Below are 17,327 nucleotides of genomic sequence, written 5' to 3'. Positions count from 1 at the left end.
TGGTCATTTCCCATCAGGAAACAGCGTCGGCAGGTCCGATTGTACAGATGGGCGATAACGACCTCATGCGGATCAAACACTTCGCTACGTGCCAACCGAACCATCACACACCTCCCGAGAGAAAAGCGTCAGCAGAATCACCAGAAATCGTATACCTCGGTTAGGGAAAAGGCAAATCCACCAGAATCATGCTCTGTCCCTTGGTGTGCGTCCGTTTTTGCACCGACGTATGATCGCTCTGCTCCAGCGTTTCCGCCATCGCGGCACGAATCAGGTTCAAATCCACGTAAGCGGCACAGGCCAGCAGGGATGCTTCGTCCGTCAATCGAGTTGCACGGTAGCGATCTTGGAAGAACCGGCCCGACTCCTGTTCCTCGCGATTCGCTCGCATCGCAACGCGTTGGCACAACAGCCGCATCCACCAACTGAAACTGCTCAGCCGCTCGCGGATTTCTTGGCATTTGATTGGACAACCAGCGATCGATTTGAGTTCTGGCTCGCTTGGCGGCAAAGGCGACCCGTCGGATTTGCGGCGGTGTGGACAGAGCATCAGCCAGCGCCGAGCCACCTCCCTATCGCTCCAGGTCGCCACCAGATCGGGCCGCGATCTTAGGATCAAGTGGATGTGGTTGTCTAGTATTGAAAAAGCTAGCAAATCTAAAGAGAAAAATTCTGCAAACTGTTGCAGATACTTTTCGATCCAGATTTTCCGGTGGTCGAAGTTTTTGCCGGACACTTGGTCATTTCCCATCAGGAAACAGCGTCGGCAGGTCCGATTGTAGAGATGGGCGACAACGACCTCTTGCGGATCAAACACTTCGCTACGTGCCAACCGAACCATCACACACCTCCCGAGAGAAAAGCATCAGCAGAATCACCAAGAATCGTATACCTCGGTTAGGGAAAAGGCAAATTCACCAGAATCATGCTCTGTCCCTTGGTGTGTCATCGAAGCGTGCGTGGACTCGGCATCCAGCCGAAAGCCATGGTGGGCATCCTGCCCACCAACGAAAAACGGCAGCCTTTCGGCTACCGTTCGGGTGTCGCTTCGATCCGGTGCAAGCAGTCGTTTCCTTCAGAAACTACCCCCGTCCCGTTTGATTCGTCTCAGCAAAGACCCAGCTATCGTCGTCGACTGCAAGAGAATTACTGGCAATATTGCCATCTGCGTCAAGCGAATCGAATTCAATCCACGGACGGCCAGCGCCATCAATCTCACAAACTGTCACCACCATATTCCTTAAAATTAAATCGCGATAAAGTGCAAACGTCTCATCCCAGTCGCCATTGTGATAGTGTGATTCGGCGAAAACAGAAGGAATTTTTACGATTCGGATTCTATCGCCTATTTTCAAGTCTTTCCAACTGGGTGCTTCTGAGTGCATCGCTCGTACATCTCTCAATATCGAGGGGTTTTCGCTTTGGGGCGTACTAGGGATAAGTGCATCTAAACCGAATTTGCTCATCTAACTAACCGATCGCGGTTACCAACCGCGAGTAAGAGTAAAATTGCAAACCGTAGTGAGTACAATTCCGCTCAGGCACCGGCGGAGCATCAAGAATCATGAGCCCGGCGTTCTTGCCCGCGGCAGCACTCCAGTCGCAAAAGGAGTTGTCTTATGCCTAACGACGTAGCGAAAGCACTTTGCGTCCCACATCAACGGACAGTCAAGTTATCGACACCTCCGCTGACTATGCTTCCCATCACATCCCCCATCCCTCGCAGCTTGGCCTCTCGGGTCTGCATTACAAACGTCGATCTTGATATTGGATGGGCAGTCTCTTGAGCAATTGTTCACCTTGTAGCTAATGGTAAAAACCGTTGAGCAAGCTTCTGGCCCGATGTACCGACATGAGTAAATACAAGTCTTATTACCCTTGCATTCAGGCGCACGGTCCGAATCAACGGGAATGCGTGGGAAGCACTCATCACCAATCCATTTTCCTACCAACACTCCTTCAACAAATACCGAAACCACGAGAAACGCTTTGCCACCAATGCGGACGCAGTTCTTAACGATTTTGGTTTTCGGAATCGGCGGTTTTGTCTTAGGCAATGGATCGGGATCGCCCAGCAATCCTAACGGATCAGTCGAAATAAGAGGCTTTGAATTAACGTACTCGTAAAGGTTCCAAGGACTACCCTTGAACCCAATCGGGTCTCTGGAGCGAGACTTGCCGGTGGGGTCGTACATGGAAGCATGGTCGTTGTCGTGAACTGCGGAGATATCGTTCGGGTGGCAACTGCATTCGGACCCCTTGCTTGTCGCGTTCGTCGTAAGTGGAAATGCATTGAAAAAAGTATCGCGGAGAAGCGTCGTACGTACGGCAGACGTTTGCACCGACGTCCTCAAAACTCTTTTGTTGCCCGATCGGATCATAGATGGTCCAACTCTTTCGTTGCACCGCGAAGGTGAATGGGACCGGAACAATACCAGAATTGCCAAGTCAAAAGATGCTTTCGTTCGTTTTGTTCTCGCATCGGTTCCCAAGCGAGGTGAACCAAAACATGATAGACGCACCCGTTGATCGTTGTCAAGTTTTGCAGAATTTGATCACCAACACGAATCCATCAAGACGTTTTTTTATTGGCGTTCATTCGCGTGATTGGTGGGCAAACCCGGGCCATCCACCAAGGCAAAGAAGTTTGTAGCAATAAACCACCCCCTTCACCTTTGTTCTGGGGCCATCGCGATGCCCGAAAGTCTTGACGACTGCCGCTGCGTTTTTGGGACTAACTTTGGCGGAAGGGGGACTCGCCGATTTTTGACAACTTGCGTAGACTTAAATGGTGAAAGCGTCCGAAAAGAGCGGGGCGCTCGTTTTTTTCTACTCGATTTCCTATTGTCAAAATGTCACCTAGCGAACACGACATCTACCAAGAACACGTTTTGGAGCACTACGAGGATCCGTACCATCGGGGATCACTCGCCGACGCCACTCATTCCGACGAAGGCAACAACCCGCTCTGCGGTGATGTTATCCAGATCGATTTGAAGTTGTCCGAGGATGGTCGAATTGAGCAAGCTTGGTTCGATGGCGAAGGCTGTAAAATCAGCCAAGCGTCCGCATCGATGTTAACCGAAGCAATCGAAGGAAAGTCACTTGACGAAGTCAAGGCTTTTTCCGCGGAAGAGATGCTGAAATTGTTCGGCCCGCGACTGACTCCCAATCGGCAAAAATGTTGTTTGTTGTCTTGGCGAGTGCTGCAAAGTGCGGTGCATTCACCCGTACGCGATATTGATGACGATGAAGATTCCAACGGCCCCCCTCGGTTCGGCGGCCCTAGTCTTAGCGAAGAGTCCTAATGCCAAACTTATCCAATCACGCGGCGGATCCATCTATTTTTGATGCTGAGCAATATCGTTGCGACTTTCCGATCCTAAAACGACGTGTCTCCAACGGCGTACCACTGGCGTTTCTCGACAATGCAGCGAGTAGTCAAAGGCCGTCCGTAGTGATCGACACGATGGCGGATTGTTTCGAGTCCTATTATGCCAACGTACACCGCGGCATCCATACGCTTAGCGAGGAATCAACGGACCGCTATGAACAAGCTCGCGTGGCGACCGCCCGGTTTGTAAACGCTGCCGAAGACAAGGAGATTGTCTTTACCGCCGGATGCACCGCCGCGATCAATACGGTTGCACGAAGCTGGGGCGAGACAAACCTTCGCAGCGGTGACACCATCCTGCTAACCATCGCCGAGCATCATGCGAACATCGTTCCTTGGCACCAACTGGCCGAGCGAATTGGCTTGAACGTTGTCTTTATCCCGATCGATGACAAGTTCGACATCGCGGACGAGGTCGTCCTGGAATACCTCGATCGCCATCGGCCAAAGTTGTTTTCATTTACCGCTGCCTCCAACACGCTGGGCACGGAATTCCCCGTCAAGCGGTGGACCGAGTTCGGTCACTCTGTTGGAGCAACCGTGTTGGTCGATGCGGCTCAGGCGGCACCTCACAGCGTGGTCGATGTCCAAGATTGGAACGTCGACTTCTTGGCATTCAGTGGGCACAAGGTATGCGGCCCCACTGGCATCGGTGTGTTGTACGGAAAGGTGGAACACCTCGATGCAATGCCAGCATTCTTAGGCGGTGGTGGCATGATTGATCAGGTAACAACGAGCGGATTCAGCTCGGCGGCATTGCCTGAAAAATTCGAAGCGGGGACGCCACCGATCGTGGAAGCGATCGGACTCGGAGCGGCAATTCAGTACATTTCTCAGATTGGTCTCGATAAGATCCACGATTACGAACGTCGCATCGGTGCTTATGCCGATGCGGGACTTCGTGAACTTGAGGGCGTTCGAATCATTGGACCGACTCCCGATCGCAAATCGGGGATTGTTAGTTTTCTAATCGATCACGCCCATGCGCACGACACGGCCCAGAGTCTCGACAGCTTTGGGATTGCCGTCCGTGCAGGACATCACTGCACAATGCCGCTACACGACGCGATCGGCGCGACGGCAACAACGCGTGCGAGTTTCTATTTCTACAACACGTTTGCCGAAGCCGATCGCTTGATCGAAGCCGTCAGGTCGACTCGGAAAAAATTTGCGCCGAGCGGACGAAAACGCCGTCCCAGGACAGGCTGATCGCCGCGAAGCGATGGCAGCCACCTAGCCCGGATTTGCGTCCTGGGCTCTCCGGTGTCATGCCTTTGGTACGAAAACGTGCAACTTCAAAAGTTTCGAATGGGGTTATGACCAAATCGTGCGTCACAACGAAGTATGAGGGTCTTAGATATCGATACAGGTTTCGAGGAAGCGTGCCAACTTGTGGAAGTCGCTGTCGGTTTCGATGAAGCGTACTTTGGTCACAAGCGTTTGAGGGTCAACGAGTTGTTCGAAGGGTACGAAGTGCAAATCGAGTTGGCCGGAGACCGAGACCATCACACCGTTTAGTTTCTCTTCGACCAACGCTCGGTAGGATCCGACCCCTAGTTGGGCACCGAGCATGACATCGTAGGCATGAGGCGGTGCACATCGCGCTTCGTAGCCGAGTTGCAAGCCGTTCACTTTTCGGCTTCGTCCGGTTCGTTCGTTGTAGCGGCGACTAATCATCTTTGAAAACAAAGCGGATAGATTGATCGACGAGATATTGATATGACCGTGGTCATCGCGATCCACGCCTTCGAGGTATTTCGCAGGCAAGAATTCGGCCATACCTTCGGCGACAACGATCGTGCCGTATTCACGGCCTTCGCGTTCGCGAGCGATGATCATGTCGACCATTCGGTCGATAACCCGATCGATCGCCATCACTTTCCGCTTTTCTCCTGTTTCATGATTGACCACTTCTTCGGTCGCCAAAGCACCGGTGACGTCTTCGACACTTAGCACCATGCTGGCTTCGCCCGCGATGGCGGCACCGTAAGCCAACCATCCAGCGCTTCGCCCCATCGCCTCGCAAAGGAAATAGGCTCTCCCGGCAGCGGCATCGAAGTTCAGGTTGCGAATTTCTTCGGCCAAGGTTTCGACAGCGGTAAAGAAGCCGAAGGTGAAATCGATCCCGGAATAGTCGTTATCGATTGTTTTTGGCAAATGGACGACGGGAAACCGCCGTGCGTCGGCAGGCAATCCGTCTTGGAACATTTTCAACTTGTTTGCCGTTTTGAGCGTATCATCGCCACCAATCGAGATCAGGGCATCGATTTCAAGCGAGCAGAGCCCCTCATAAACGCGGCGAAGCGGTGCGACCAATTCGGGGTCATTGAGGTGATCGGGCGAATTGACGTGCTTGCCAGGGTTGGTTCGTGCCGTCCCAATCATGATTCCTCGGCTGCTGCGAGCGTTGGTCAGTGAATCCTGGGAAAAAGTGATGTAATCGACCCCCTCCTGCAGCGGTCCGGCAGCGGTGTATTCGGCCAATCGGCTATAGCCGTGCTTGATACCGAAAACTTGTGCACCCTCTTCAAGAAACGAAAAAGCTGCGGTTGAAATCACCGCATTGGCTGCCGGAGCTGGTCCGCCAGCGAAAAGGATCGCAACGCGCTTGATGTCGTGATTTTGTCTAGTTGGCATCGTTATTCGTTCTTTGTGTAAAGGGAGGAGTCTGAAAAGCGGTCGCTCGCCAATTCTATCAATCCCCTGATTTTAAAGAACTGCGGCGAAAAACCTAGATGGCGTTTGCTGTATTCGATTCCACAAATCGTTGTTATGCTCAGGGGGTTGCCGCTTCCTATCGTGAATCATTCTCGTGGATCATTCATTCGCCGTTAGCGAAGGCCGTGTGAACTGCCGTGCCAACCGAAGCTGACGCCAATCGGGCGATGGCATCGCGCGGTTTGCAAATGATTCACGCAAGCTATTTAACGCAAACTTTTTAGCGCAAACGAGTTACCGAAACGGTGTCCAAGCGCATGAATCCTCGGTGCTCTTCCTTTTCTCACCTTGCGAGAAAACTTTGACCAAATCAGATTTTCCGCCTCCAGAGCCTTCGGGAGCTGCGAAACCCGACATCACCGCAGATTCAATTCTAGGTGCTGGCGGTAGCATTTCGCGAAGGCTGACCAAGTTTCAGCCTCGGCCTCAGCAGTTGACGATGGCCAAAGCGGTCGAAAAGGCTCTCGAAAACGAGCAGCACCTCGTTGCCGAAGCGGGTACAGGAACCGGAAAAAGCTTTGCATATATGGTCCCCGCGATCCTGTTTGCCACCAAAAACCAAGGAAAAGACTCTCCCTCCGCGGACACCGATGCGTTGCTTAACGAAATCGAATCGAATGAAGTCCCGCTCCATGAGATCCCGACGGCCAAAAAGCCCCCGAGTAACGAGAAAAAACCGCCGCGAAAGCTTCGGATTCTAGTCTCAACCCATACGATAAGTTTGCAGGAACAGCTGATCGGCAAAGACATTCCGCTGCTTAACAGCGTCATTCCTCGCGAGTTCTCTGCCGTCCTCGTCAAAGGCCGAAGTAACTATTTGTCGATCCGTCGAATGGAACGAGCGAACGCAAAAATGACCTCGATGCTCGCGGGCGATATCCAATACGCGCAGTTGCGAGAGGTCACAAAATGGGCAAAATCGACGAACGATGGATCGCTATCGACGTTGCCGATCAAGCCTGATGCGGCGGTTTGGGACGAAGTAAAAAGTGATACAGGAAATTGCTTGGGCCGCAAATGCCCCCACTTCAAAGATTGCTTTTACTTCAAAGCACGCCGCCGAGCGATGAATGCCGAGATCATGGTGGTCAATCATGCGATGTTTTTTAGCGACTTGGCGCTTCGGCAACAAGACGTTGCCGTGCTGCCCGATTACGACGCTGTCATCCTCGACGAATGCCATACCATCGAAGCCGTTGCAGGCGATCACCTCGGAATTCGACTTTCAAGCGGCCAATTTGACTATCTGTTTAACAAGCTCTACAACGACCGGAACCAAAAAGGTTTGCTCGTTGAGAAAAACCTTCATGGGCTTCAGCAACAAGTCGACCGCTGCCGCTTTGCCGCATCGAATTTGTTCGCCGACCTACTTGATTGGTGGGAAAATACAGGCGGTCGAAATGGCCGAGTCATGCGTAAAGATGTCGTCAGCAATCCGCTAAGCGAGCCGATGGAAATCCTGGCCAAGGCGTTGCAACAGCAGGCCGATGGCCAAAAAAATGAATCGGACCAAAAAGATTTTGAATCCGCATCGGAGCGTTTGTACGCGTTATCAGGAAACCTCAGGCAATGGTTAGGGCAAGAACTTGACAACTCCGTCTATTGGCTTGAGCGGACCGGATCACGACGTGGAATCGACCGAGTCACACTGGCTGCGTCTCCGGTCGATGTCGGTGCAACACTTCGCGAAGCCCTGTTTCAAAATGACAAAATCCGCTCAGCGGTGATGACAAGTGCAACCTTGGCGACGGGTAACGACGATCGTTTTGAGTTTTTTCGGTCCCGAGTCGGTTTAACGGACGGAATGTCGGTTCGTGTCGGCAGCCCTTTTGATTATCAAGAACAAGCAAAGCTAGTCGTCGTTCGCAATCTGCCTGACCCTTCGAAAGAACGAGAATTGTTCGAAAAGGCGATTCCTGAGCAAATCAAACGCGTCGTCGCGTACAGCGAAGGACATGCGTTTGTGTTGTTCACCAGTTACGATCTGCTGCGCCGTTGCGCGACCGCTTTGACGCCTTGGCTAGCGAAGAAAGGGCTCCAACTCTACAGCCAAGCGGGCGAACAAAACCGTACGCAACTACTCGATGCATTCCGTCGTAACCCCAAAGGAGTTCTGTTCGGCACCGACAGTTTTTGGCAGGGCGTCGACGTCCCAGGCGATGCATTGACCAACGTGGTAATTACAAAGTTGCCCTTCGCCGTCCCCGACCATCCCCTGTTGGAAGCAAAACTCGAAGCGATTCGTGCCGGAGGTGGAAATCCGTTTGCCGATTACCAATTGCCTGAAGCAATCATCAAATTTCGGCAAGGATTTGGCCGTTTGATCCGCACTCAAGAAGACAAAGGTATGGTTGTCGTTTTAGACCCCAGGATTGAAAGCAAACCGTACGGACGGGCGTTCCTGCGAGCACTACCCGATGTCCCGGTCCAATTCGTTTCACCCATTCCAAAATCAAAACGAGGAAAATGACGTCATCCCCCTTAGAAATCCTCTACGAGGACAATCACCTATTGGTGATCAATAAACCATCGGGACTCGCGACGATGGGAGCCGAATCAGGCGACTCGCTACATTCGGTTGCATCGGAGTACTTAAGGACTCGCTACAACAAGCCGGGGCGTGCGTTCTTAGGGGTCGTCAGCCGCCTAGATGCCATGACGAGCGGGGTGATCGTGATGGCAAAAACCAGCAAAGCGGCATCGCGTTTGACACCCCAATTCGCTCCGCCAATCGACCCATGGGCGATGCCCAAAAAGAAGAGTAAGCCAATCGCTCGTGCTTCGAAAATCTATTTGGCGGTGGTGGAAGGTTGTTTGCCAGAATACCAATCAACGGAAGCGAAAGTCAATGAGTTCAATGGCTTTGTTTACAAAGATGACGCGGCGAAGCGGATGCGGGTTTGCCATCCACAAAAAGAGAATGCAAAAAACGCAGTGCTTCGCTACACGATTTTGAAGACGCGCGACGATGCGACGTTGCTGGCCGTTCAATTGATGACAGGCCGAAAGCACCAAATACGTGTCCAATTCGCGGATCGCGGCTTTCCCATTTGGGCGGATCGAAAGTATGGCGGACGAAATTCACTAGAGGCTGGCATTGCATTGCACAGTTGGCAATTGAGTCTCATGCATCCAACAAAAGGTGAAAGAATGACTTGGCAAACGTCACCACCCAAAGCATGGCGATCTTTTGGTAAACTGGTCATGCCCCAGCACGAATTGAAAGCTGTCATACCGTCGCGGTTCGAAATCACAACATGAACCTTATTCCCCATGCCCAAACGTTCGAGAAAAAAACCGAGTACGTTTGTCCCTGAGAAAATTGTCTCGGGTGGGCAAACGGGCGTCGATCGAGCAGGGCTCGAGGCCGCCATCGCTCTCGGTATCGAACATGGCGGTTGGTGTCCAGCCGGACGATTAGCCGAGGACGGTTCCGTACCAAGTCGTTATGAGTTAACCGAAACACCCTCACGAGAATACCCGGTACGAACAGAGCTAAATGTCACCGATAGCACCGCCACCTTGATACTCTATGAAAAACGTTTGTCGGGTGGCACCTTGTTGACTGAGCGAATTTGTCGAAGGCTGCGTAAAGAATACATGCTCGCCAGACTCGACCGCGACGACGTCGCGGTTGTTCGGATCTGGTTGTCCAGTTTGAAGCCGACGACGCTCAATGTGGCCGGACCACGTCAAAGCACGGCACCCGGAATCGAACAGAGAGCGTTCGAGTTTCTAATGCAAGTATTTGCCGATAGCAGTTAAAGCAGCGATCCCCCGCCGCGAAAGCATGACGAAAGTTTCGTCCATCTCGGCGCCAATCCAAGCTCGGGCAAGATCGGCTACCTGACGTTCAAAAATAAACCTCGGCAATACATGCCGCTTTATCAAGGCCAAGCAAGACATTCTTCCCTCCCTGACCCCGTTGTCCCTCAGCAAGTTGTCCCTCAGTAAGTTGCTCCTCAGCAGAGCTAGGCCGGAGGCCGAAACATCCGCTGCCGGTTGCGTGAGCCACCGGCAGTGCATGACAACCGAACCACTAGTCCGGAGGGCGACACACCAGCGGTAGATGTGTCGGCCTCCGGCCTTGCGGCGACCTAAACGCCTTCGATTCGGTGGCTTACACCACCGGCAAAGATGTGTCGGCCTCCGGCCTGAAAACAATGCGACGTCGGTCGAGAAGTGATGTTCGATCTACCTCGCTTCTTGCTCCGGGGCATCGAGGGAGTCGAGCAAGAGTGGCAATGGGTATCGCGACTGCCATGCCCCCAAAAAAACTTCCGTAACTTCCTTTTCACCCACAAATTCTTCGGAAGAGCCAAAAAGCCTTACCGAGTTTTCGCCGAACAAAAAAAGCTCGGCGTCTGTTACCAGATGCCGAGCTTTCATCAAATCGGTAGCGGATCAAATTGGCAGCCATCTATTCGCCGAACAAGTCATGATGGTAAACCGTTGCCGGACGTCTCAACGCGATAGGGTCCGTCCGAGCGTTTCCAAGCAACCCTTCACGGGTTTGATCACTGATGAAACCAACTTGGCCTGGTCGCTCAATTTTCCTCGACCAATGCGTTTGCAGAGGAAGCATCGCTTGAGGAAAGCATGGGATCCAATATCGGCCTCGGCAGCAGTGGTGTCGTGTTGTCATGAATCAGCTCTACAGGCTTCTTGAACGTAACCTTTTGAACTGCCATGTTTTCGACTCCTACAGCAGCAATCGAAACGGGCTGAACGGGCATGCCACCAATCATTTTGACTTCGCCAACTTTCGTTTTGACGGGTGCGGACAGGATTGCATGACGAAGCAGCATTGCCGAGTATTCATCTGCTTGCTTGGCATCATACGATTGCCTGAGTTCGACATGAACCGGGTCTTGATCGACCGAAGGATCCGTCACATCGTTGCCCAGCAGTTTGATCGCTTCATCGGTTGTTGCTTCTTGCAAAGATCCAACGGCTTCGCTGGCTTCTTCAACTGCTTCGCTGGCATCTTCAACGGCTTCGCTGGCATCTTCATCCGTCGATTCACCGCGAACCGCATCGTCGTCCTCGGATTCGCCTTGGATGATCGGCTCTTCTTCCTCCGCAACCGTGGGTGCGGGAATGACTCCCACTTCGACTTCATAGTCTTCTTCGATGGGGCCGGTCGGCGGTCCACCGGGACAGCATTTGCAAAGCACCTGTTTCGCAACACAGCGTATCTCGGCGCTGGGCTCGATAGGACAACCGTCGTCATCACGCTCATATGCCATTTCGCTGAGCCGCTTCGTGATCTTTTCGTTGCAGCACGAAGTCGATCCACACTTTCCGCAGCATCCGTTGCTTGATGCTTCTCCGATTGCCTCGACGGCTGCCAGGCGAACTTCGGGAGTGCAATCGTCGGTCGAAGCCAAAATCGCTTCGGTAATCTTTCCATCTTTGTCATAGCAACCGCATCCGATCGAGGCGAGGTATTTGATCGCCTTGATCTTTTGCTTCTTCATGTCTTCGGCCTGCTTGATTTCCGCAGCCGCTTTGATGGCTGGGTTTTCGGAAGCCAAGTTGGCTGGATCGGCAATCGCTTTGAGCGGTGGCTTTCGCTCCAATCCCGGATGGTTACCTCGACGATTTGTCGTCACATCTCGGATCTTTTGCAATCCTTGGGGGATGCCCATAAACCGCCATATGGTTGGCGTCGTTGGGGCGATAGCGGTTGGAACAACCGCAGTGGTTTCAGCTTGCGTCACCGCAGCGGGGCAGATCAAAACCGCGAGGATAGCGAGCTGGTAATTTCTAATACAGGACATTTCTCGGAATCCTTTCCGTTTTTGACCTTCGCCTAAATTGACAAACCGTTTTGTCAATTCGCCCGAAATCTCAGAGTATTTCGCGCCGCTAACTTAGCGAGGGATTAAAACACCCCAGGTGGGGAGGCCATTCTGTCTCGTTTCATCGGCAATCCAACTCGCGGAGTTGCAATATCAAATGGATGCCCAACATAGACGAAATTACCTGAGCCTTCCGGTCATCCAAAAAAAGGCCCGTAGGGCAGACAACCCGTTCCACTGACCTATCCCCAAAAAAACCTACAGCTTACCTCGCCGGTTCCCGTTGCACTTCGCTTAGCACTGCCGGTGATCCTTCGCTGGTGATCCAAATACGGCCTTCACCGTCAACACAAATCGCTTCGACTTGCCTTAATTGCGATAACTCAAGCGATGTCGGTATGGCAGCAAACTGTTTCTGAATGGATGGCTTTCGTTTTTTGCTTGAATTCTTGACGCTAGGAAAACAGAACCCTAGAAAGTAGTTGACGACCCAGGCATCCCCGTTGTTCGGGTCGATATCGATTCCCGTGACCATCGGTATTGACAGATTGCAAACAAAAGTTGCTGTCACCTTTTTTTGCCATGGGAACCCCGCCTGGGCGATACTCAAATCGATGAAATAAACGTTGGCGATTCCAAGCTTGGATTTTGTCACCAGGAGAACCCCGTTTCGTTGTGCATCGACCGCAATCGCTTCGCAATCTTGCGGACCGTCGGGATAGGTGACATCGAGGGTTCCGAAATCGCGGATCGTTGTATGTTTCGTCGGGTCGGGCTCGTCAAAAAAGAACAAGGTAACATTTGTTCGTTTTGCAAGATTGTCTCCCGTGTCGGCGACAACAAGCCGAGACTGATTTTCTAGGCGATAGACCGACATGTCTTCGATATCGTTTGCCTGCACGCCCTGTATTTCACATCCTCCTGTTTTGTTCCCGACAACATCAAACGCGAACAACCGCGCTTTGTCGCCAGAATCATTGTGGGTCCAAAAGTGTCCTTGGGTATGCAGGGATGCTGCTAGGCCGCTGCTTTCGGTCAATTCAGGATCGTTCAAATAGATCGTTTCGTTCGTTGATTCAGACGCGACGCCATGTGGTGACTCCGACGAAACCTCTGGTCCTAAAAGCAACACCAACCCCATTGTCAATAGAAAGAGACGAGAGTGAATCGACATCGTTCTGCTTTCAATAAATCATTTCGTTCAACAAAGCGTTCTACATAGTGGATCTTGTGAAAGATCCTTTTGACTTATTGTAGAAAGGATACACGAGTGCTCCGAAGCCGATCGTGATAAGTCCAGCAATTGCCTGCTTCGGAGATTCGATGGCGGATAAGGTTGCAGTCAATAACGTCCCACCGACGAAGATAACCGGAGGGATTGGATAGAACCATCCACGTATTCGTTCGCCTGATCGCCCTCGTACCCAAAACAATAAACTGGCGGTCAAAGCGGCAGTGACTGAAAGGGTGAATCCCAAATAGCTTAGCAGTTGCTTCAGTGAGGAAAGGTGAATGACCACAATCGCCAATATCGCTTGTACCCAAATGGCGACGACCGGAGGGCGTCCCGAAAAGCGAAACCACTTTGGTAAAACTCCATCGTCAGCCATCTTCGCGTACACGCGTGGGCCGCTCATGATTAACGCTGAGACGGAGGTGAACAATCCGAACACGATGATCAGCCTGACGAATGCTTTAAACGAAGGTCCACCGATCGCCTCGGCGGCGGCCGTCGCGACATCGGGTTTTCCAGCGACCGCTTCGGCTGGAGCACCAAAGACAAAAATGGCGTTCAAAACCAAATAACATGCGGTCACGGCTAATGTCCCAAACAGCAACGCAAGTGGCACGTTGCGTTGAGCATGCTTCACTTCGCCGGCAACGTAGACAGCCGCATTGAATCCGCTGTAGCTAAGCGAGATCCAAACGAGCGCCGTCGAAAACTTGAGAGCGAACGCGAACGCGGAGACCGATGCGTCTGCCGCATCTTGCTGCGACGCCGCTGCAATGCTCTCTTGAAGTGCGCCGTTTTGAAGCGACCATAACGCGATCGCAACGAATGCAGCAATCAACAAGAACTTCAAAATCACCACGGCATCCTGGATCCTGGCGCCCGGCCGGACGCCAAACGTGTGCAACATGGCAGCCAAAATCACCACCGACGATGCGAGCACACCAGGGGTCTGAACGGAAGCCGGAATCAGATTGGGCATTTGCAACGAACCAACCCCCAGATACGTCTCCAACGCCGTCGCAGCAAAAGCAATGGCGCCGGTGAACCCCGCCAAGATCGAAACCCATCCCGCCATCAACCCGGCTGCTGGATGCAGCGTCCGGGAAAGGAACATGTACTCGCCACCCGACTGCGTCAATTCGCGGGCCAGTACTCCATAACAAATTGCGCCGCAGATAGCGATCACACCACCTACCGTCCATGCCGCGATCACCCACCATGGCGAACCGAGATCAGCTAGCGTGAATCCGCTCGTCGTGTAGACGCCCGCACCAATCATGCTGGCGGCAACCAGTGTCGTTGCCGACAACAAATCGATTGGCGAATCATCGGCTACTTTTGCATCGTCATTACTCACGGTTTCGTCATTACTCACGGTTTCCGGAATTCCAAGAAATAGTTCTCGTTAAACCCAGTGATTTTTCTCTCCGCAAACAACTCGAAGCCAACCGATTGAATCTCATCGATAAACGTTTGCTTACCCGCTCGGACGTGGCCAAAAATCCATTTCCGTGATTTCCCGGGGATTCGTTCAAAATCGATGACGAATAAACGACCGCCATCGGTCATCGCATCGAAGATCGATTTCATCGTTTGCTCAGGATACTCGAAATGATGGTAAACGTCACATATCAATGCCACCTCGACGCAGCGGGGGGGTAAACAAACCGAATCGTTGTCACACATCACCGTCGTGATATTTTTCTTTTCACGCTCATCGAACATGTTTGCTAAATGCTCGACAAACTTTGGTGAAATCTCGACGGCATAAACCCAGCCGTCGTCTCCCACCGCTTCGGACATGAGCAATGAATAAAACCCGGTTCCCGCACCGACGTCTACCGCTCGCTCGCCCGGTTTCAGATTCAAGTGTCGCATGATTTCGTCGCGAGCATGATAGACTTCGCGGCTTTCAACTTCGAATCGATCGATGTACGCTTCGACGTCTAAGTTGGGGTCCAAAAAAGTTTTGTTGATGGACTCGGTTTCGCTGCGCGCGGCTGCATCGAGAACCTCTTGGCCGTATGCCGGAACGCCGAGGTAGGAGAACCCCGCGATCGCAAGCGTGACAAATAGAATGGATTGGATTCGCTTCATGAGTGTTTTTCTCGCCTATTGTGGAGGGTTTGTTGAATCGGTGAGGCTGTTAGGCCCCACACGCATCTTCAGGGCACTCGGCAGTCGACTGATTCAAGAAATCGATCAACATCCGCAGGCGCCCCATTGCCTTTCGATTGAAATGAAAAACGAGTCTCGGCAAGTGAGCCAAGTCGGGTTCACCGATCTCCTCAGGCAACGCGTTGGTTTGAGTGTAAGTACCGTCAACCAGTATATCCGAAAATTGCTCGCGAATTTGTTCGAGCCTACCTTCGCTTAGCTCTTCCTTCAAACGAAACACCAACGAGTCGCGAACGTACCGCATACTATGATAAATACAGTAGAAGTTCAGTATCTCGTCGACCGCTTCCTCAACCGAATTGGTGATTTTGTAAAGACGAACATCTTCGGGACTAATCATACCTGCTTTCAGCAGTTGTTTATCCATAAATGTCCCAAGGTCACGCCAATAATCGCCGTCGGGGGCATCAAGCAGCACCAGCGGCATCATCATTTGCTTGCCAGTTTGCATCAGCGTCAACGTTTCGAGAGCTTCGTCGAGCGTTCCAAAGCCACCCGGCAGACAAACAATACCACTACACTCTTTGACAAACATAAGTTTGCGGGTGAAGAAGTACTTCATCGTTACCAGCTTGGGGTCCCCTTGGATATAGGGGTTTGCACTTTGTTCGAATGGCAGCATGATATTTAAACCCATCGATGCTTCGCGGCCTGCACCACGGTGCCCCGCTTCCATGATGCCGCCGCCCGCGCCCGTGATCACCATCCATCCGTGTCCTGCCATCCGGCGTCCCAGTTCCACAGCCGATTGATACTCGGGATGTTCCGCTTGCGTTCGCGCGGACCCAAAGATCGTTACTTTTCGCCGTCGACGGTAGGGCCGAAATACAGTAAACGCGTAACGAAGTTCTCGCAGGGTCCGCGACAGGATTTTCAGGTCTCCGCGAGCGGTATTGTCTTTTTCAAGCCGATCAACCGTATGGCGAATGACTTGGAAAAGGTCTTGCGAATCAACCGGCGAGATCGGTTCGTCAGCAGGTTGCGGTCGTTGGATCTCGTCTTCGCCAACCGCTTCGCTCGGCAGTGTTTCTAGCTTTTCCCGAGCTTCATTATCGAGTTCCTCGTTTGATTCGCGATCCGTTTGTTTTTTGTCCATGAGTTACGTTTGATTTCCGTTATGAATTCAGTGAGCCGATTCGTGGGCTCTACTATAGTCTATCGTCAGTGATAACGCAGGGCACGTCATCAACCAGCCCTGATTGGCGGAGAGGCCGAAAACCTGTGCCCGAAAGGAAAACGGAGCGAGTAGCCCGTTAAACCGCGTGCCCAGCGGGCCGCGGTTTGCAGCGTGATATTGCATTGTTTGCGCCATAGGCGGGCAATGGTTCAATTCATCAAGCAGGTGGCGCGGACACAATGTTAAAAGAAGGACCAAAAAATGAAGAGACAAAAAGGTTGATGCATCCTTCAACGATCGGAGCTGCCCAACTCTATCTCTTGGCACTCCGTTCCACTTCTATAAAATCGAGGAACAAAAAGAACGCTGCGCGGGGGTCAAACTTGATCTTCGGTTTTCAGCCGTATGAAGCGAGAAGTTGCCAGTGCTCGTGCCTTTGTGAGGAGACGACATCGGTCACCAAACACACCACGCCACCGCTTCCGCCGTCGTTGCCCCAAACGATTGCAGCTTGTTGACGAAATCGCAACTGGATTGTGTATGGCACCAGTCGACCCAATTGGCCACGAAAAACACGAGAAGACACAAAAAACTGGAGTTGTGCTTTAGATCATTGTTAGTTTTGTTTTCCCTTGCCGGTAGCTAGGACCAATGTCTAAAGTGTCGCGTCGGACGCCAATTCTTTTGTGCATTTTCGTGTTTTTTGTGGCGATTCCCCATTCATGGAAATTGGATTAGCGCAACTGGATGGTGTATGGCACCAGTCGACCCAATTGGCCACGAAAAACACGAGAAGACACAAAAAACTGGAGTAGTGTTTTAGATCATTTTTAGTTTTGTTTTCCCTTGCCGGTAGCTAGGACCAATGTCTGAAGTGTCGCG

Annotated in this window: 13 protein-coding genes; 5 read left to right on the top strand and 8 right to left on the bottom strand. The window is 52.1% G+C overall.

Annotation, left to right across the window (positions count from 1 at the left end):
• Positions 1–160: 160 nt before the first annotated feature.
• Positions 161–841 (bottom strand): transposase, encoded by a 681-nt coding sequence (locus Q31b_RS23205; protein ID WP_231617786.1) that lies wholly within the window; start codon positions 839–841, stop codon positions 161–163.
• A 241-nt stretch (positions 842–1,082) separates the two neighbouring features.
• Positions 1,083–1,385 carry a hypothetical protein gene (locus tag Q31b_RS23200; protein ID WP_146602042.1) on the bottom strand — a complete coding sequence of 101 codons (303 nt, stop codon included), beginning with the start codon at positions 1,383–1,385 and terminating at the stop codon, positions 1,083–1,085.
• 1,467 nt (positions 1,386–2,852) lie between these two features.
• Here Q31b_RS23200 and sufU point away from each other — a divergent pair.
• Both sufU and Q31b_RS23190 read left to right on the top strand, forming a co-directional pair.
• Positions 2,853–3,308 (top strand): Fe-S cluster assembly sulfur transfer protein SufU, encoded by a 456-nt coding sequence (gene sufU / locus Q31b_RS23195; protein WP_146602041.1) that lies wholly within the window; start codon positions 2,853–2,855, stop codon positions 3,306–3,308.
• Positions 3,308–4,603, top strand: coding sequence for a SufS family cysteine desulfurase (locus tag Q31b_RS23190; protein WP_146602040.1), 1,296 nt, complete (start codon positions 3,308–3,310; stop codon positions 4,601–4,603). Before sufU ends, Q31b_RS23190 begins: the two co-directional genes overlap by 1 nt.
• A 144-nt stretch (positions 4,604–4,747) precedes the next feature.
• Here Q31b_RS23190 and Q31b_RS23185 read toward each other — a convergent pair whose 3' ends face one another.
• Positions 4,748–6,031: a 6-phosphofructokinase gene (locus tag Q31b_RS23185; protein WP_146602039.1), complete on the bottom strand. Its 1,284-nt coding sequence runs from the start codon at positions 6,029–6,031 to the stop codon at positions 4,748–4,750.
• A 520-nt stretch (positions 6,032–6,551) separates the two neighbouring features.
• On the opposite strand from Q31b_RS23185, the gene Q31b_RS23180 reads away from it, so the two are divergent.
• Genes Q31b_RS23180 through Q31b_RS23170 form a run of 3 tightly spaced genes read left to right on the top strand, consistent with a single transcriptional unit; the run spans position 6,552 to position 9,877 of the window.
• On the top strand, positions 6,552–8,582 hold the full coding sequence (locus Q31b_RS23180) for an ATP-dependent DNA helicase (protein ID WP_146602141.1): 2,031 nt from the start codon (positions 6,552–6,554) through the stop codon (positions 8,580–8,582).
• Positions 8,579–9,373 (top strand): RluA family pseudouridine synthase, encoded by a 795-nt coding sequence (locus Q31b_RS23175; RefSeq protein ID WP_146602038.1) that lies wholly within the window; start codon positions 8,579–8,581, stop codon positions 9,371–9,373. The genes Q31b_RS23180 and Q31b_RS23175 overlap by 4 nt, the downstream gene beginning before the upstream one ends.
• A 12-nt stretch (positions 9,374–9,385) precedes the next feature.
• Positions 9,386–9,877 (top strand): putative molybdenum carrier protein, encoded by a 492-nt coding sequence (locus Q31b_RS23170; protein ID WP_146602037.1) that lies wholly within the window; start codon positions 9,386–9,388, stop codon positions 9,875–9,877.
• A gap of 782 nt (positions 9,878–10,659) precedes the next feature.
• Here Q31b_RS23170 and Q31b_RS23165 read toward each other — a convergent pair.
• From Q31b_RS23165 to Q31b_RS23145, 5 genes are all read right to left on the bottom strand, one after another.
• The gene (locus tag Q31b_RS23165; protein WP_146602036.1) at positions 10,660–11,895 is read right to left on the bottom strand and encodes a hypothetical protein; all 1,236 of its coding nucleotides are present in this window, start codon (positions 11,893–11,895) and stop codon (positions 10,660–10,662) included.
• A 286-nt stretch (positions 11,896–12,181) separates the two neighbouring features.
• On the bottom strand, positions 12,182–13,090 hold the full coding sequence (locus Q31b_RS23160) for a hypothetical protein (protein WP_146602035.1): 909 nt from the start codon (positions 13,088–13,090) through the stop codon (positions 12,182–12,184).
• A gap of 40 nt (positions 13,091–13,130) precedes the next feature.
• A complete protein-coding gene (locus tag Q31b_RS23155; protein WP_146602034.1) occupies positions 13,131–14,525 on the bottom strand; it encodes an APC family permease in 1,395 nt (464 codons plus the stop codon).
• Positions 14,522–15,247 (bottom strand): methyltransferase domain-containing protein, encoded by a 726-nt coding sequence (locus Q31b_RS23150; RefSeq protein WP_146602033.1) that lies wholly within the window; start codon positions 15,245–15,247, stop codon positions 14,522–14,524. Before Q31b_RS23150 ends, Q31b_RS23155 begins: the two co-directional genes overlap by 4 nt.
• Positions 15,248–15,296: 49 nt before the next feature.
• Positions 15,297–16,424, bottom strand: coding sequence for an LOG family protein (locus Q31b_RS23145; protein ID WP_146602032.1), 1,128 nt, complete (start codon positions 16,422–16,424; stop codon positions 15,297–15,299).
• Positions 16,425–17,327 lie beyond the last annotated feature (903 nt).

The organism is Novipirellula aureliae (assembly GCF_007860185.1).
Lineage (GTDB): Bacteria > Planctomycetota > Planctomycetia > Pirellulales > Pirellulaceae > Novipirellula_A > Novipirellula_A aureliae.
This window is presented reverse-complemented; position numbering and strand designations above follow the sequence as displayed.

Coding starts and splice junctions, on each gene's coding strand:
- Q31b_RS23160 (WP_146602035.1), bottom strand. CDS start 13,090: ATGTCGATTCACTCTCGTCTCTTTCTATTGACAATGGGGTTGGTGTTG.
- Q31b_RS23180 (WP_146602141.1), top strand. CDS start 6,552: ATGGCCAAAGCGGTCGAAAAGGCTCTCGAAAACGAGCAGCACCTCGTT.
- Q31b_RS23205 (WP_231617786.1), bottom strand. CDS start 841: ATGGTTCGGTTGGCACGTAGCGAAGTGTTTGATCCGCAAGAGGTCGTT.
- Q31b_RS23145 (WP_146602032.1), bottom strand. CDS start 16,424: ATGGACAAAAAACAAACGGATCGCGAATCAAACGAGGAACTCGATAAT.
- Q31b_RS23165 (WP_146602036.1), bottom strand. CDS start 11,895: ATGTCCTGTATTAGAAATTACCAGCTCGCTATCCTCGCGGTTTTGATC.
- Q31b_RS23185 (WP_146602039.1), bottom strand. CDS start 6,031: ATGCCAACTAGACAAAATCACGACATCAAGCGCGTTGCGATCCTTTTC.
- Q31b_RS23150 (WP_146602033.1), bottom strand. CDS start 15,247: ATGAAGCGAATCCAATCCATTCTATTTGTCACGCTTGCGATCGCGGGG.
- Q31b_RS23190 (WP_146602040.1), top strand. CDS start 3,308: ATGCCAAACTTATCCAATCACGCGGCGGATCCATCTATTTTTGATGCT.
- Q31b_RS23170 (WP_146602037.1), top strand. CDS start 9,386: ATGCCCAAACGTTCGAGAAAAAAACCGAGTACGTTTGTCCCTGAGAAA.
- Q31b_RS23200 (WP_146602042.1), bottom strand. CDS start 1,385: ATGCACTCAGAAGCACCCAGTTGGAAAGACTTGAAAATAGGCGATAGA.
- Q31b_RS23175 (WP_146602038.1), top strand. CDS start 8,579: ATGACGTCATCCCCCTTAGAAATCCTCTACGAGGACAATCACCTATTG.
- sufU (WP_146602041.1), top strand. CDS start 2,853: ATGTCACCTAGCGAACACGACATCTACCAAGAACACGTTTTGGAGCAC.